The sequence below is a fragment of the Clostridiaceae bacterium HFYG-1003 genome, assembly GCA_024579835.1.
Classification (GTDB): domain Bacteria; phylum Bacillota; class Clostridia; order Clostridiales; family Clostridiaceae; genus JG1575.
Map to the genome: position 1 here is coordinate 3,087,665 of CP102060.1, position 14,713 is coordinate 3,102,377.

The 14,713-nt window shown below is 51.9% G+C and carries 14 protein-coding genes and 1 tRNA gene; 11 read left to right on the forward strand and 4 right to left on the reverse strand.

Annotated features, from left to right (window positions below; all coding sequences use genetic code 11):
• Positions 1-7 precede the first annotated feature (7 nt).
• The 3 genes from NQU17_13820 (at position 8) to NQU17_13830 (ending at position 3,272) form a co-directional block, all read left to right on the forward strand.
• A complete protein-coding gene (locus NQU17_13820) occupies positions 8-1,321 on the forward strand; it encodes a glycine/betaine/sarcosine/D-proline family reductase selenoprotein B (protein ID UUM11693.1) in 1,314 nt (437 codons plus the stop codon).
• Between the two features lies 1 nt (position 1,322).
• Positions 1,323-2,831 carry a BCCT family transporter gene (locus NQU17_13825; GenBank protein ID UUM11694.1) on the forward strand — a complete coding sequence of 503 codons (1,509 nt, stop codon included), beginning with the start codon at positions 1,323-1,325 and terminating at the stop codon, positions 2,829-2,831.
• Between the two features lie 366 nt (positions 2,832-3,197).
• Positions 3,198-3,272 (forward strand) — tRNA-Glu (locus tag NQU17_13830).
• 109 nt (positions 3,273-3,381) lie between these two features.
• Here NQU17_13830 and NQU17_13835 read toward each other — a convergent pair.
• Positions 3,382-4,308, reverse strand: a complete 927-nt coding sequence (locus NQU17_13835) for a zinc ABC transporter substrate-binding protein (protein ID UUM11695.1) — start codon at positions 4,306-4,308, stop codon at positions 3,382-3,384.
• 227 nt (positions 4,309-4,535) lie between these two features.
• Here NQU17_13835 and sfsA point away from each other — a divergent pair, with 227 nt between their 5' ends.
• Genes sfsA through NQU17_13850 form a run of 3 tightly spaced genes read left to right on the forward strand, consistent with a single transcriptional unit; the run spans position 4,536 to position 6,232 of the window.
• Entirely contained in the window at positions 4,536-5,237 is a 702-nt protein-coding gene (gene sfsA / locus NQU17_13840) for a DNA/RNA nuclease SfsA (GenBank protein UUM11696.1), read from the forward strand.
• A gap of 1 nt (position 5,238) precedes the next feature.
• Positions 5,239-5,490: a hypothetical protein gene (locus tag NQU17_13845; protein ID UUM13540.1), complete on the forward strand. Its 252-nt coding sequence runs from the start codon at positions 5,239-5,241 to the stop codon at positions 5,488-5,490.
• A 4-nt stretch (positions 5,491-5,494) separates the two neighbouring features.
• Complete coding sequence (locus NQU17_13850; protein ID UUM11697.1) at positions 5,495-6,232, forward strand: tRNA threonylcarbamoyladenosine dehydratase; 738 nt, start codon at positions 5,495-5,497, stop codon at positions 6,230-6,232.
• Positions 6,233-6,402: 170 nt separating this feature from the next.
• Here the strand turns inward: NQU17_13850 and NQU17_13855 are convergent, their stop codons facing one another.
• Complete coding sequence (locus tag NQU17_13855; protein ID UUM11698.1) at positions 6,403-6,591, reverse strand: DUF4250 domain-containing protein; 189 nt, start codon at positions 6,589-6,591, stop codon at positions 6,403-6,405.
• 80 nt (positions 6,592-6,671) lie between these two features.
• Between NQU17_13855 and NQU17_13860 the strand changes: the two genes are divergently transcribed.
• Both NQU17_13860 and NQU17_13865 read left to right on the forward strand, forming a co-directional pair.
• Positions 6,672-7,700, forward strand: coding sequence for an NADH:flavin oxidoreductase/NADH oxidase (locus NQU17_13860; GenBank protein UUM11699.1), 1,029 nt, complete (start codon positions 6,672-6,674; stop codon positions 7,698-7,700).
• A gap of 119 nt (positions 7,701-7,819) precedes the next feature.
• Positions 7,820-8,533 carry an MgtC/SapB family protein gene (locus NQU17_13865; protein ID UUM11700.1) on the forward strand — a complete coding sequence of 238 codons (714 nt, stop codon included), beginning with the start codon at positions 7,820-7,822 and terminating at the stop codon, positions 8,531-8,533.
• A 141-nt stretch (positions 8,534-8,674) separates the two neighbouring features.
• Here NQU17_13865 and NQU17_13870 read toward each other — a convergent pair whose 3' ends face one another.
• Together NQU17_13870 and NQU17_13875 are read right to left on the reverse strand one after the other, a co-directional pair.
• On the reverse strand, positions 8,675-9,874 hold the full coding sequence (locus NQU17_13870) for an SAM-dependent methyltransferase (GenBank protein UUM11701.1): 1,200 nt from the start codon (positions 9,872-9,874) through the stop codon (positions 8,675-8,677).
• Positions 9,871-10,353: a DUF1801 domain-containing protein gene (locus NQU17_13875; GenBank protein ID UUM11702.1), complete on the reverse strand. Its 483-nt coding sequence runs from the start codon at positions 10,351-10,353 to the stop codon at positions 9,871-9,873. Before NQU17_13875 ends, NQU17_13870 begins: the two co-directional genes overlap by 4 nt.
• Positions 10,354-10,665: 312 nt before the next feature.
• Here NQU17_13875 and NQU17_13880 point away from each other — a divergent pair, with 312 nt between their 5' ends.
• The 3 genes from NQU17_13880 (at position 10,666) to NQU17_13890 (ending at position 14,667) form a co-directional block, all read left to right on the forward strand.
• Positions 10,666-11,643: a GNAT family N-acetyltransferase gene (locus tag NQU17_13880; protein ID UUM11703.1), complete on the forward strand. Its 978-nt coding sequence runs from the start codon at positions 10,666-10,668 to the stop codon at positions 11,641-11,643.
• Between the two features lie 267 nt (positions 11,644-11,910).
• On the forward strand, positions 11,911-12,537 hold the full coding sequence (locus tag NQU17_13885) for a hypothetical protein (protein ID UUM11704.1): 627 nt from the start codon (positions 11,911-11,913) through the stop codon (positions 12,535-12,537).
• A gap of 537 nt (positions 12,538-13,074) precedes the next feature.
• Positions 13,075-14,667, forward strand: coding sequence for an ATP-binding cassette domain-containing protein (locus tag NQU17_13890; GenBank protein UUM11705.1), 1,593 nt, complete (start codon positions 13,075-13,077; stop codon positions 14,665-14,667).
• The last annotated feature ends 46 nt before the right edge of the window (positions 14,668-14,713 follow it).

The following is a 14,713-nucleotide window of genomic DNA, read 5'->3' on the forward strand; positions in this document are numbered from 1 at the left end:
TCGGGAAATGAAAAAAGTTCTGTTATACCTGAATCAGTTTTTCGCCGGCATTGGCGGGGAAGATATGGCGGATGTCGCTCCGCAGTTCCGTGAAGACATCAAAGGTCCTGCACTGGCCTATAAAGCCATGCTGGGCAGCGACGCACAAATCATCGGCGCCATCATCTGCGGCGACAACTACATGGGATCCAATACCGAAGCGGCACTGGCAGAGATCGACGCTCTGCTGGAGGGCAAATCCTTCGATATCCTGCTGGCTGGGCCGGCATTCCAGGCAGGACGCTATGGCGTGGCCTGCGGAACCGTAGCCAGACATATCCAGAATAAATATGGCGTTATGGCTGTTTCTTCCATGCATGAAGAAAATCCGGGTGTCGAGATGTTCAAGCAGGATCTCTACATCATGCCCGGCGGCAGAAGCGCAGCCTCCATGAAAGATGACGTTTCCGCCATTGTCGGTCTGGCCAAGCGCCTGCTGGCCGGTGAAACTCAGATTCTTCAGGAGGAAGGCGGTTTCTTCCTTCGCGGCATCCGTCACCAGGTATGGCTGCCGGAGGGACGTCCCGCTGTGGATCGCGTCATTGACATGCTGCTGAAAAAAGTCAATGGCGAAGCGTTTGAGACCGAACTGCCCATCCGCCTGAAGGAACGCGTTCCCGTGGCGCCGGCCGTTCAGGATCTGACCAAGGCAAACGTTGCCCTCATTACCACCGGCGGAATTGTTCCGGTGGACAATCCGGACCGGATTCAGTCCGCTTCCGCAACCCGCTGGGGACGATACGACATCTCACAGATGGATCGTCTCAAGGGAGGAGAATTTAAAACCATCCATGCCGGATTTGACCCGGCTGCCGCTGATGCGGATCCCAATGTCATCATGCCCGTGGATGCCATGAAGCATTTTGAGAAAGAAGGCTTTATCGGCAGGCTTCACCCCTGGTTCTATTCCACCGTCGGAACCGGCACCACCGAAAATGAAGCTGCCCGCATGGCGAAGGAAATGATTCCATTCCTGAAAGAAGACGGCGTCACGGCCATCATCATGACCAGCACGTGAGGCACCTGCACACGTTGCGGTGCAACGATGGTCAAAGAACTTGAAAAAGCCGGATTCCCCATTGTTCAGATGTGCAACCTGATTCCGGTTGCTTCCACAGTGGGCGCTAATAAGATTGTTCCTACCATTTCGATTCCCTATCCGCTCGGAGATCCTGCGACCTCCGCGGAAGCTCAGTGGAAGCTGCGCCTTTCCAGAGTCCGGACTGCCCTTGAAGCTCTGACGGATGACATTTCCGAACAGAAGATCTATGCGGTGAAGTAAAATGGAAAAGGATCGCCAGGGCTCACTGGCCCCCAAACAAGACAATACGGTATACTTCGTTTCCCTGGTTATCGTCCTGGCGATTTCTGCCGCAGGGCTGCTGTTCAGCGGTCCCTTCGGCAAGTCCATGGATACGATACTCCAGTTCCTGCAGGTTCATTTCGGCTGGCTCTATCTCTTTGCCATGCTGGCCTTCGTCGTTGTGGCGCTGGGCATCGCCTTCTCCAAGTATGGCAAGCTGAAACTCGGACCGGATGACTCAGTGCCGGACTATTCCACCAAATCCTGGTTTGCCATGCTCTTTGGCGCCGGAATGGGAATTGGGCTGGTATTCTGGGGCATTGCGGAACCTCTGTCCCATCTGGTAGCTCCCATGGGCCTGGAACCAGGCTCCAATGAAGCGGCAACCTTTGCCATTCAGGCCTCGTTCAAGCACTGGGGCTTCCACCCTTGGGCGAACTACACCATCATCGGTCTGGCACTGGGATACTTCCAGTTCCGCAAAGGCTATCCCGGGCTGATCAGCTCCATCTTTGTCCCCCTGATCGGAGAAAAAGGCGTGCGCGGCCCCATCGGCAAGCTCATCGATATCCTGGCGGTCTTTGCCACTGTAGCCGGTGTTGCCACCTCCCTGGGACTGGGTACGATGCAGATCAACTCAGGCCTGAACAAGGTCTTTGGCATTCCCAACAATTCGACGGTACAGCTCATCATCATCGCCGTCATCACCGTCATTTTCATCTGGACGGCGGTGGCTGGCATTGAAAAGGGAATCGCGCTGCTGGGCGATATCAACCTGTACCTGGCAGGCGCCCTGCTGGTGGCCAGCTTCCTGGTCGGACCCAAGCTCCTTACACTGAACACCTTCACGGAAGGGATGGGTGCCTATATCCAGAACTTCATTTCTGATTCACTCCATCTGAACCTGTTGGGAGACAATGGCTGGATCAATGGCTGGACGGTCTTCTACTGGGCCTGGTGGATTGCCTGGGCACCGTTTGTCGGATCATTTATTGCCCGGATCTCCCGCGGCCGGACCTTCAAGGAATTCATCCTGGGCGTTACGGTGGCCCCCGCCGTGACCTCCATGGTCTGGTTTGCCATTTTTGGTGCCATGGGCATCGATATGAAGAACAAGATCGGGCTCGAGAAAATGGCGGAAATCGCCAAAGTTCCGGAAACGGCACTGTTCGAAGTCTTCTCCCAGTATCCGCTGGGACAGGTCCTGTCCTTCATCGCCATCTTCCTGCTCATCACCTTCTTTGTTACCTCGGCCAACTCAGCCACCTTTGTGCTGGGAATGTTCACCCAGGGCGGAGACCTCAATCCTTCCAACAGCAAGAAGATTACCTGGGGACTGATTCAGTCCGCGCTGGCGACCTCACTGCTTCTGGCAGGCGGCCTGGTTCCGCTTCAGACCGCTTCGGTTATCGCAGCTTTCCCCTTTATCTTTATCATGTTCTTCGCCATTGCCTCTCTGTTCAAGGCTCTGCGCGAGGAAACACTCTAGCACTTCAGAACGCACCGGAAAGTCAAAGCCGGAGACAACCGTTCTGAATGAATAAAGGAGCAGCCGGCCCGGGAAGACTTCCCAGGCCGGTTTACTCATTCAGGATATGATTTAATCTGTTCTTGGCTGGCTTTATGCACTCCTCCAAGGATTTCTTTGCACTCAGCCGAAGGCCTGAGCTGTCTCAGTTTTCAGTTGATGTTGATGTTGATGTTCCGGCAGTTATCCAGAAAAGGAACTTGCACAGCCGATCGTGAGCCATGGAATTTACTTTTTCAATTAAGGTTCGGGCACGGAGTTCCATGCCCTGCAGATTTCCTATTGACGAATGCGCTCAAACAGTGGTATGATAAATTCCGTTACCACGGCCCCATGGTCAAGCGGTCAAGACGCTAGCCTCTCACGCTGGAATCAGGAGTTCGATTCTCCTTGGGGTCACCATAATAAAGAAATGGAAGCAATCAATTGATTGCTTCCATTATTTCATTGCTTTCATTTTTTTAGGAGCTAGGTCATTACCCCGTGAGGGCACAGGAATTGATTCCGGCTGCTACTTGCTGTCCTTCTCCATAGCGGTCAGGACTTTCTGGTAGATGTCCCGGATGCTGGGAAAGATCTCGCCGCTGGTTTCCAGGGTGGGGATGGAAACCAGCTCTGCGCCGGTTTCCCGGGCCAGCGTTTCGGAGACTTTGGGAGAGGCGGTTTCTTCCACAAAGATGGTGGTAATCCGGTGTTCTTTGACAAAATCCACCAGCTCTTTGATTTTCTGAGGGGTAGGTTCTCCTTCGCCGAAGGGGCCTTCCACCGCCATTTGCTCCAGACCGATGGAGCGGGTCAGGTAACCGAAGGCCTCATGACCGGTGACAAAGGCTTTCCCCTGATAGGCGACGAATTTGGGATGGAATTCATTGGCGAGGGCATCGGCTTCCGTATTGAACTTCTTCAGATTCTCCTCGAAATCGGACTTATGCTCGGGAGCAATCAGAGTCAGTGCCGTCGCTGTATTGGCAGCCATCAGTTTTAACTCGGGCAGACCCAGCCAGACATGGGGATCCACTTCCCCCTCATGGGTGTGATCTTCACCCTCTTCATGTTCATGGCCTTCGGCCAGGGGAATGTAATCCAGCCCGTCTCCCAAAACCATGAGCTTGGTAGCGCCCGTAATGGCACCGTCCGTGGCCCATGGTTCCATGCCCAGGCCGTTAATGAAGAGCACCTTGGCTTCCTTTAACTTTGCCATGTCCTTCGCCGTGGGTTCAAAGTCGTGAGCATCCACTCCCGGCTTAACAAACATCGTAGTCTCCACCAGATCTCCGCCAATGGCTTTGACCAGCTGATCAATGGGGTGGATTGAGGTCATGACCTGAATCTTATCAGCGGAGCCGGATGTGGCGGCCCCGGCCGTGGTTTGGTTCTGAGCGGGGGTGCACCCCGTGATGAGTAAAAGGGCGAGCAGCCCTGGTAATATTTTTTTCATAAGATCCTCCTGACAAATGCGAATGATTTGCATTTACATCTTAATATTCGATTGGATCAATGTCAACTTGTCAGAGGTGAATTTTTCATGAAGAGAATATGGCATCAGGATTCAGCCGGTCTTTTCTTTATGGTCGGCGGACATGACCTTCTTCCGATCACAAGGGAATGAGATATCCGGTATGAATCGAAAAATGATATAATATCCAACGGAAAGAAGAGGATAAAATGATTTTTGACAAGCCAACCAAAGAAGTGGTGTTCCTGCGCCGGCCCAATCGCTTTCAGGCTTACATCGAGCTGGAAGGAGAAGAGGTACTGGTTCATGTGCCGAATACCGGTCGCCTGCGCGAGATCCTGATCCCGGGCTGCCGGGCTCTGATCCGGTATGAATCCGGAGCAAAGCGAAAGACCGCTCATTCTCTCATTGGTGCCTGGAAAGGGAACCAGCTGATTAATTTTGATTCGCAGATCCCTAACCGGGTGGTGGAAGAAGCCCTGCTGGAGCGAAGAATCCCGCACCTGGCGGAGTATACCCAGGTCACCCGGGAAAAGACCTTCGGCAAGTCCCGGTTTGACTTTAAGCTGAGCCGGCCGGATGCTCCGGATTACTATCTGGAAGTCAAAGGGGTCACGCTGGAAGGGGATGGCGTTGTCTCATTTCCCGATGCGGTGACGGAACGGGGGGCGCGTCATCTGAGAGAACTGGTGGAAGCCCGGAATGCCGGGTTTGGGGCGGGATTGATCTTTCTGGTCCAGCTGGAAAATGCCAGTTACTTTACCCCGAATGCCGCCATGGACCCATATTTTGCGGAATCGCTGCGTTATGCAATGGAACATCAGGTAGAAGTTGCGGCATATACCTGTCGGACTACCACTGAGTCACTGACCCTGGATCAGGCGATCCCGGTTCGAATAGAAGGAGAATAAAATGAATGAACGAAACGAAGCGCTGGACAGCGCTCTGAAAAACTGCCGGCACTGCCCGCTGTACGGCAAGTCCTGCGAAGGCCATGCCACGGACTGTCTGTGCCTGCGCTGCCCCAGAAATCTGGGCCAGTGCATCAAAGTGAAATATTGCCGTGAGACGGAGTCAGTCCTTGATTTTACGGAAGCACCGGAGCTGCTTTCCGAAACGGATCTGAATTCTCAGCTGGAGCTTTATTTCAAGCGGATGGAGTAAGCCGATGAATGAAATTTTTTCAAGAACGCGCATGTTGGTAGGGAGCCAGGGCATGGATCGGCTCAAAGCCGCCAAGGTTGTTGTGCTTGGTCTGGGCGGCGTCGGTGGAGCCTGCGCGGAGACATTGGTCCGCAGCGGGATTGGCACGCTGATCATTGCGGATCATGATGTGGTGACTCTTTCGAACTTGAATCGGCAGATCATTGCTACCATGGAAACCATCGGGATGAGAAAGACACAGGCTGCCAAAGCCCGGCTTTTATCAATACACCCGGAGTGTCAGGTCATCGAAAAAGATGAGTTCATCCTGATGGATACACTGCCCGGCATCATTCCGCCGGATGCGGATTATGTGATCGACTGCATCGACACGGTCACTGCGAAGCTGGATGTTGCGCAATGGTGCCATGAGAAGGGAATTCCTCTGATCTCCAGCATGGGGGCAGGAAACAAACTGGATCCAACCCAGCTAGTTTTTACCGACATCTATAAAACGAACGTCTGTCCCCTGGCGAAAGTCATGAGACGGGAACTGAAAAAACGCGGAGTACCGACCCTGGATGTGCTGTATTCGGAAGAAGCAGCGCTGGAGCCGGAGGATGAGATGATTTCCTCCGTTCAGGATGCCATTCAGAGTGAATTAAAGCCCAAGCGGAAAACCCCGGGATCCGTGGCATTTGTGCCGCCGGTCGCTGGAATGATGCTGGCCGGCTATGTTATAAGAAAATTGACCGGCCGTTAAGGACCGGTCAATTTTCGATTCATCGCAGTCTTCATATGTGCGATCGGAAGAAGCCGGGATATCCCGGCGGGAGTGTCATGGGGAACAGGACGAACAGGACGAACAGGCGTTGGCCTGGAGAGAAGGATGTTGTGGTCTGGAGATGCCTTCTGATTCAGAAACCGGCTGGATCAGCGAAACTGATTCGTCTCCGGGTGATAGAAGAAGCCTTGCTGTTCCATATACCTGGAAAACTGATCCAGATCAAGGGCCTGATCCTCACAGAAATCAGTCAGTGAGGAATTGGTGACCCGCAGCCGCGCATTGACGATGCTGTACAGAATGTTCGGATCCATGGTTTGAAAGTTTTTCAGATCCATATTTATTCACCTTCCGATCCCGTTTTTTAATTTCAGTATATTATAATATTCATTGATAGCAAAAGTATGGAGGAAAATTCATGTTAAGTTTTCAAAAAACCCGCATCGGTGCCCTGGAACTGAGAAACCGCATTGTGATGGCCCCCATGTGTATGAACAGTGCCGATGAAGAGGGTCATGTCAGGAATTTCCATGTCATCCATTATGGCAACGCAGCCATTGGGGGACTGGGGCTGATTCTGGTGGAAGCGACTGCGGTAACGCCGGAAGGCCGCATACTGGGACATGATCTGGGGATCTGGAATGATTCACATCTGCCGGGTCATCAGAAAATCGTGGAAGTTGCGCATGAATTTGGTGCGAAGATCGGAATTCAACTTGCGCATGCCGGCCGCAAATGTGCCATTCCCGGCATGAAAATTCTGGCTCCTTCCGCCATCGCCTTTGATGAGACGTATGAGCTTCCGACCGCCCTGGATCAGGCCGGGATCAGCCGAATCCGGGCAGCGTTCACCGACGGAGCCCTTCGGGCGGTGGAAGCAGGCTATGATCTCATCGAAATCCATGCGGCTCACGGCTACCTGCTTCATGAATTCCTCTCCCCATTGTCCAATCATCGAACCGATGAATACGGCGGATCCCGGGAGAATCGGGCAAGGCTCCTGATGGAAGTGATCGGGGATATCCGGGAAGTCATTCCGCGGGAGATGCCTCTGATTGTCCGGATCTCCGCCACGGATTATTATGAAGGCGGCATTTATCTGGAAGAAATGGTGGAGCTGGTAAATCTGTTCAAGCCATTGATCGATATGGTTCATGTGTCTTCCGGAGCCCTGGTTGCCCAGGCGAAGGTCAGCTCCTACCCCGGCTACCAGGTGCCGCTTTCCGAAGCCATCCGGTCCCGGTGCGGAGTTCCCACCATCGCGGTGGGGCTGATCACGAAAATGGAGCAGATTGAGGAGATTTTGAACAGCGGCCGGGCCGATCTGGTTTCCCTGGGACGAGTTCTGCTGCGGCATCCTTATTTCCTTTTGAATAAAGCAGAAGGCGAAGTGGAGATCCCGTATGCCATCCAGCGGGGATTTCCCTTCCTGCGCAAGCGAAAATAGGCCGATGGACTTGGGCTGGCTATGATCGGGAATTTTGAGAAAGACCAGCGGGGGTCAACGAACCCCGTCCATGAGATGCCTTACCCCGAAACAGGGAATAAAAGCGAAAGGAGCATCCAATGATCAGTCTGACATATGCGGATATTGCCATTCGTCTGGGTGTGGCCATCCTGACCGGCGGCATGGTGGGATACGAGCGGGAAAAGAAGGGACGGGATGCTGGGTTTCGCACCCATATCCTTGTGGCTGTAGGTGCTTGTCTGTTCGCTCTGATTGAACTGGAAACGGCTATTGCGGTGTTGAAAATCGTCGGCACGCAGGAGGGGGCCTCCCAGGTCCTGAACTTCAGTGTGCACCGGCTGACTGCCCAGGTGGTCAGCGGCATCGGTTTTCTGGGGGCCGGGACGATCATGCTGACCAAGCGAAGCATCAAGGGCCTCACCACGGCTGCCTCCATCTGGGTCTGCGCGGCCCTGGGCATTGCCTCCGGCATGGGGTACTACGTCATCGCTGGGGCCGGCGCTCTGGTCATACTGCTCACCCTGGTTGTGGTCAAACGGATTTTTTCATTCCCCCACATGAAAAAGCTCACCATTGCCTTTGATGGCTCCGATGAGCTGATGAAACAGGTGGAGAACCTGCTCCGGCAGAGCAATGTAAGAATCCTGGGAACCGACACCAAGATTAAGCTGGAAGAGGAAACTGCCGAGTATCTGGTTGAGTACCATATCGATGCCCGTCACATAGCGGATTGCGCAGAATTTCTTCACTCCGTCCATTCCATGGGACCATTCCGGAGGGTTCTGCTTCAGGATCTGGGGGATGATTTTTAGCAGTCAATTCAGGTTCGCTTCGATTGAGGCCGAACCGTCTGATATGAAAGAATAAACCACCGTCCATCGGCCGGGTTGTCGTCAGGGGCTTGTACAGAGCCTGAATCTGGCGGCGACCGGTCTGGGGCGGTGGTTTTTGCTTTATTCGGATTCGTGCTCTGCGAATGTCTCATCCGACGGATCATCCAGATCATTGAGATATCGGTACAGGGCCGGAGCATAGTTCAGCTTAAGGATCAGATTCAGAATTTCAGCCTCCGCCCGATCACTCCGTCGGCCGGTCCGACTGGCCCGGATCATCAGGTTCTTCGGAGTTTCCAGAGGTGAGATATACTCCATAATGGTGGTGTCGTAGCCTTCCTGTTCGAGAAGCAGACAGCGAACACCGTCGGTGAGGACATCGGCCAGGCGGCGCTTGAGGATTCCGTGCTTCAGCATGGATTCAAACGGCTCATAGCTGAACTTGCGATTCATTTCAGCATGGCAGCAGGGAACGGCGATGATCAGATCCGCCTTGTTGCGGATTCCGAAGTTCAGTGCCAGATCCGTGGCGGTATCGCAGGCATGGAGGCTCATCACGATGTCGGGCCGCTGTCTGGTTGTCAGCGTTCGGATATCCCCCTGGATAAAGGTCATGTTGCGATAACCAAGGCGATCAGCCATTTGGCGCGATGTTTCAATCACTTTTTCTGAAATGTCGATGCCGGTGAAGGTGGTTTTGATTTTCATGACCTCGGTCATGTAGTAATTCAGGACAAAGGACAGGTAGGATTTGCCGCAGCCGCAGTCGACGACATGGACCGTGTGCTTGGCATTGCGGAATTTCTCCAGATCCTTCTGCAGAATCTCCACATAGTGGTCGATCTGACTGTATTTGCGAATTTTGTCATTGCGCAGTTTCCCGTCCTGGGTCAGGATGTCGAGTTCTGTCAGCAGAGCCCGGGCTTTCTGATGGTTGATCAGATAGGTTCGGTTCAGCAACGGGGAGGTTTCCGGAAGTTTCGCCGGCTCAGCAGTGATTTCACGGTTCTTGACCCGTACATCCCGGTCGTCGGCTTCTATCTCCATGACCGATCCGCGTTCCTCGTAGATCAGCTTCAGGGAATCATAAGCCGGAGCCTCGGCCAGAACGCGATCCAGGATGGCTTTCATCCCCAGGGTTTCGGCGGCTCCCTTGAAATGGTAGCGCAGACCATCCCGGGCTTCGACTCTGCCGGGGAAGGATTTCAGTCCGGATTTAAAGGAAAACCGGATCTCTTTAAAGAGGGCTTCGTTTTCCGCATAGCGGGTGACGAGCCCGGAAAAAAACAGGTTCAGTTTCTGGATGGTTTTTTGATTCATTTTTTATTCTTTCCCGGCTGATTGCGCGGATCAAATTTAGCATAGCCGGCCGCGAAGTCGCTGGCAGTGATTTTTCCTGCCAGTTCGGCTATCAGGTCATAGGGGATGTGCTCTGGTTTTTTAAAGCGCAGGCAGCTTTTGCCTGCATCCAGTTTTCGGCCGTAACGAGTTTCATACTCTGACCGAAACCATTCCATCAGTTCGTCCTCTTCACCATAAATCCCCATATGGTAAACGGCGTAAAAGTTTTTTTGAGCGGCGATGCCCATAAAAGGAAGCGGTACTCCCGGAGTGCAGTGATATCCTCCCGGGTAGACCGACAGCGGGACAACCCAGCCCATCATGCCATATTGCATCATTTCCTCAAAATCATCCGGAATATGTTCCGCAATCACCTGACGCAGCTTCATCATGACGATCTGGCGCTCCGGCGGCAATTCGGCAATGTACTGATCAGGAGTAACAGCCTGGCTGATCATTTTCATCTCTCCTTATTTTTTTATAGATTCAGAACGGATCGGCAGAGGCAGGATTTTCTGATTATGCAGCGATCCTGAAAAGAGCCCCTGGATAAGTGTCCGTGGAACAGGCTTTCAGCCCAATGGAGGGCGGGGGCCGCGGGATCAAGAGTGAGCCTCCGGCTATTGCGGGCAGGAGTCAGGGATCCTTCGGTACTTCCATTATATCTGAATCAGTCGGTCAGACCTATTGGAGATTGGGTGAAGTTCGTGATAACATTTTAAGAACAGGATCAGACCGTGAAATCAATGGATTCTGAGGAAGGCGAAGTCATGACACTGGTACATATTGAGGAACAACAGCATTCACAGGGACGGGAATATGTGATTTCAGACAAAAACAGAATACAGTTTGCCCGTTTCTTTATTTTGGAAGCAGATAAAAAACGCAAGCACGTCCTGCTTCGGCTGCGTTTTCAGCGCATGGCCGATGATGAGGAAATGACGGAGCTGCTGACCAAGATCTATTCGGCATTCACCAAGCGGGGGGATTATTTCAAGATCTCCATCATCACATCGGATGATATCAATGTCCGCCCCTTTTCCCGGCTCGGATTCATGCTGGAAGGCGTCCTGCAGGATCACGTTTACCGCGACGCGGAAATCCGGGATGAGTACGTGTTCGGCGTGACAGCCCTAAGGTTTCGGCTGGTCAGACAGCCCAAGCTGCTGGAGGTGCCGGGCGAACGGATCTGCCTGAAACTGGTCGGACCGGAGGATGCTCAGCTCTACCTCGATTATTATCGCAAAAACAAGGAGTTTCTGGCGGATTTTGAACCCTATAAGGAGGATAGTTTTTTCACTCTGGAAGGGCAGAAGCAGGAACTCACGGAACGGTATCTCCAGTATCTGAATGGCAGCACCATAAATTTCGGAATCTTTCAGCGAATGGAACTCATCGGCAAAATCCGACTGTCCAACATCATACCGGGGTCCTTCAAATGCGCGACGATTGGCTATGCGCTGTCCCATGACCGGCAGAACCAGGGGTTCATGAGCGAAGCGGTTGGCCTGATCTGCCAGTATGCCTTTACGGAAATGGGGCTGCACCGGCTGGAAGCATCGACGCTTCTGGATAATGTCAGGTCGCAGCATGTTCTGCTTAATAATGGCTTTGAGCTGTTGGGATTGAATCCGAAATACCTTCAGATCAACGGGAAGTGGCAGGATCATTATACATACTATCTGCTCAGGGAAAACTGGGAGAAGCTCTGCCCGGCGAATGCTGAACTCAACGCAAGGCAGCGCTGATCCGGCGGACCTGCTCGGGATTCCAAAGCGCTGAAGCTCATCAAAAGAGAACTCATATAGGAAAGGATGAGATAGGAGGTAATCCGAACCAGATGAGATTAAGCCATGGTTTTGTGCAGTGCCTGTCCGGTGCTGCAGGAGGACAGCGAACTCTGAAAAGGTGAAGGGGCTCCTGTGATATAATGAATCGAGAAACAGGATCAGAATCCAAACGATCCAATCGATACGAAAATACGAAAACATACAATCGAAAGATGGAGGAACCAAATGACCTACAACGGCATGATTATATTCGGTGAAATGGGATCAGGCAAAGATACGCTGGCGGACCGGATTATTGAGGCGGACGGACGTTTTAAGAAATACGGACTGGGCGATATTATTCGACTCATTAAAAAGGTCAGTACCGTGGATCCTGCCTGGTTTGGCAACGAGAGAACCTTCATGCAGCTGGCTGCCGATAAGCTGAGAGAAATTGACATGGATATCCTGAATCATTTTGCTTTGGCAAAAATGCTGGAAGAAAATCTTGGGGACTTCACGTTGACCAAAGAAGCCTACCGGGAGGATCTCAACCGACTATTTGAAAAAATATTGCGTGACCATAATGTAATCCCCATGATTGTCGGCGGCAGAACCTGGAAAGATTATGATTACTGGACTGGCCGCGGGTTCCTGGCAGTGGGCATCGAAGTGGATGCTCACAAGCGGATGGAGCGTCTGGTGCTGCGTGATGGCCAGGAAGTAGCGGAGAAATCGGACAGCACACATAATACAGAAAAGGATGTCCGGGAAATTATTGAACGCTGCGAATTGAAAGTCGACAATAATGGTTCATTGGAAGATCTGGACCGGGAAGTGAAACGCGTCACCCAGTATTTTTTTAAAGCCTGATGACCATGGCCGCGAAATCCAGCGACCGGCAATAACAGAGCAATCGGATGTTACAAAGCAGTTAACTTCACAACAAGTTAACCGCATGACCGCATCATGGTATGTTCTAAGAACCTCATAATCGATTAAGTGCTATAAGGCATACACAGCTAACAGGACATTACCAGCACATAAGACATATATAGCATTAAGGACATTACAGGCATGTAAGTCATTCAGGCATTACAGTCCTATATGCCCTATATGGCATATAGGGCAAAAAAGGCGTTTGCGGTGATAGGATCTGAATGCCTGAAACCGATCGGTACAGTTTTTAAAAGCTTGACCCGGGAGTCGAAAGACTCCCGGGTTTTTATGCCCATAATTCTAATATTTCTATATTGTATGGGGATTATAGGGGGAAGGAATTCGGATTCCGGAGGTAAGTCGAGTTATCAGTACAAACAGAATTGAATGAAAAAACCTCGGGTTAAACATTTTTTTGCAAATCTGTGTTATAATTTCGGATTGTGTGACTAAGAGAAAAGGAAGATTGAAATGATTACTGTAAATAATGTCTCTTTACGTTATGGAGGGCGAAAGCTCTTTGATGATGTCAATTTAAAATTCACCCCTGGAAACTGCTATGGTGTCATTGGAGCCAACGGTGCGGGGAAATCGACGTTTCTGAAGATTCTGTCCGGGGAGCTGGAGCCGAATACCGGTGAAGTCAGTCTGGGAAGCGGCATGCGGATGTCCGTGCTGAAGCAGGATCATCATGAGTTCGACCAGAACCGGGTGCTGGAAACCGTAATCCGCGGCAATGAAAAATTATATGCCATCATGGTGGAGAAGGATGAAATTTACGCAAAACCTGATTTCACCGATGAAGACGGCATGAGAGCGGCTGTCCTGGAGGGGGAGTTCGCTGATATGAACGGCTGGGAAGCGGAGGCAGAAGCTTCACTGCTGCTCCAGGGACTTGGTGTTGATACAGGCCTGCATGACAAGCTGCTCAGCGAGCTGGAGGATGATCAAAAGGTCAAAGTCCTTCTGGCCCAGGCTTTGTTCGGGAAACCCGGCATTCTGATCCTCGATGAGCCAACCAATAACCTGGATGTCCGGGCGATTACCTGGCTGGAAAACTTTTTGGCTGAGTTCGAAGGAACGGTGATTGTCGTTTCCCATGACCGGCATTTCCTCAATATGGTCTGTACCCATATCTGTGATGTAGATTTCGGTAAAATCAAAATTTACATGGGCAACTATGATTTCTGGTATGAATCCAGCCAGCTGATTCAGCAGCTGCTGCGGGACCAGAATAAAAAGAAGGAAGAAAAAATCCGTGACCTGCAGAACTTTATTGCCCGATTTAGTGCCAATGCCAGTAAGTCAAGACAGGCAACATCCCGTAAAAAACTGCTGGATAAAATCAGCCTGAATGATATTCCCACGACCTCCCGCCGGTATCCTTTCGTTGGTTTCAAGCCTGAACGGGAACCGGGCAATGATATCCTGTTTGTTACCGACCTTTCCAAGACCATTGAAGGGGAAAAGGTTCTGGATAAACTGAATCTGACCATACTTCCGGGCGAGAAAGTTGCTTTTACCGGATCCGATGTCTCGATCACTACGCTGTTCCGGATCCTGGCTGGCGAAATGGAGCCGGATGAAGGGGATTTCCGTTTCGGCGTTACCATCACCCAAGCCTATTTCCCCAAGGACAATACGGATTATTTCAAGGATTGCGATCTTTCACTGGTTGACTGGATGCGCCAGTATTCCCAGGATCAGACCGAAACCTATATCCGGGGCTTCCTGGGCCGCATGCTGTTCTCGGGCGATGAGGCGTTGAAAGAGGCCAAGGTTCTCTCCGGCGGTGAAAAAGTCCGCTGCATGCTTTCCCGGATGATGCTATCCTCGGCAAACCTGCTGATGCTGGATCAGCCGACCAATCATCTGGACCTTGAATCCATTACGGCAGTCAACGATGGACTGATCAACTTCAAGGGAGTCATCCTGTTCACGTCTTATGACCATCAGTTTGTGCACACCATCGCGAACCGAATCATTGAACTGACGCCTTCCGGCATCGTGGACTTCCATGGCACCTACGATGAGTACCTGGAATCCAAGGAAATTTATAATTAACTTTGAATCACTCAGCTGCCGGCTACCATCACCAGGCTGCCGTCAC

Bases quoted from the DNA above. Each gene is read 5' to 3' on its own strand.
- NQU17_13875 (UUM11702.1), bottom strand. From the start codon at position 10,353: ATGATCAGCCAGGCTGTTACTCCTGATCAGTACATTGCCGAATTGCCG.
- sfsA (UUM11696.1), top strand. From the start codon at position 4,536: ATGATTTTTGACAAGCCAACCAAAGAAGTGGTGTTCCTGCGCCGGCCC.
- NQU17_13850 (UUM11697.1), top strand. From the start codon at position 5,495: ATGAATGAAATTTTTTCAAGAACGCGCATGTTGGTAGGGAGCCAGGGC.
- NQU17_13825 (UUM11694.1), top strand. From the start codon at position 1,323: ATGGAAAAGGATCGCCAGGGCTCACTGGCCCCCAAACAAGACAATACG.
- NQU17_13860 (UUM11699.1), top strand. From the start codon at position 6,672: ATGTTAAGTTTTCAAAAAACCCGCATCGGTGCCCTGGAACTGAGAAAC.
- NQU17_13870 (UUM11701.1), bottom strand. From the start codon at position 9,874: ATGAATCAAAAAACCATCCAGAAACTGAACCTGTTTTTTTCCGGGCTC.
- NQU17_13885 (UUM11704.1), top strand. From the start codon at position 11,911: ATGACCTACAACGGCATGATTATATTCGGTGAAATGGGATCAGGCAAA.
- NQU17_13845 (UUM13540.1), top strand. From the start codon at position 5,239: ATGAATGAACGAAACGAAGCGCTGGACAGCGCTCTGAAAAACTGCCGG.
- NQU17_13835 (UUM11695.1), bottom strand. From the start codon at position 4,308: ATGAAAAAAATATTACCAGGGCTGCTCGCCCTTTTACTCATCACGGGG.
- NQU17_13855 (UUM11698.1), bottom strand. From the start codon at position 6,591: ATGGATCTGAAAAACTTTCAAACCATGGATCCGAACATTCTGTACAGC.
- NQU17_13865 (UUM11700.1), top strand. From the start codon at position 7,820: ATGATCAGTCTGACATATGCGGATATTGCCATTCGTCTGGGTGTGGCC.
- NQU17_13890 (UUM11705.1), top strand. From the start codon at position 13,075: ATGATTACTGTAAATAATGTCTCTTTACGTTATGGAGGGCGAAAGCTC.
- NQU17_13880 (UUM11703.1), top strand. From the start codon at position 10,666: ATGACACTGGTACATATTGAGGAACAACAGCATTCACAGGGACGGGAA.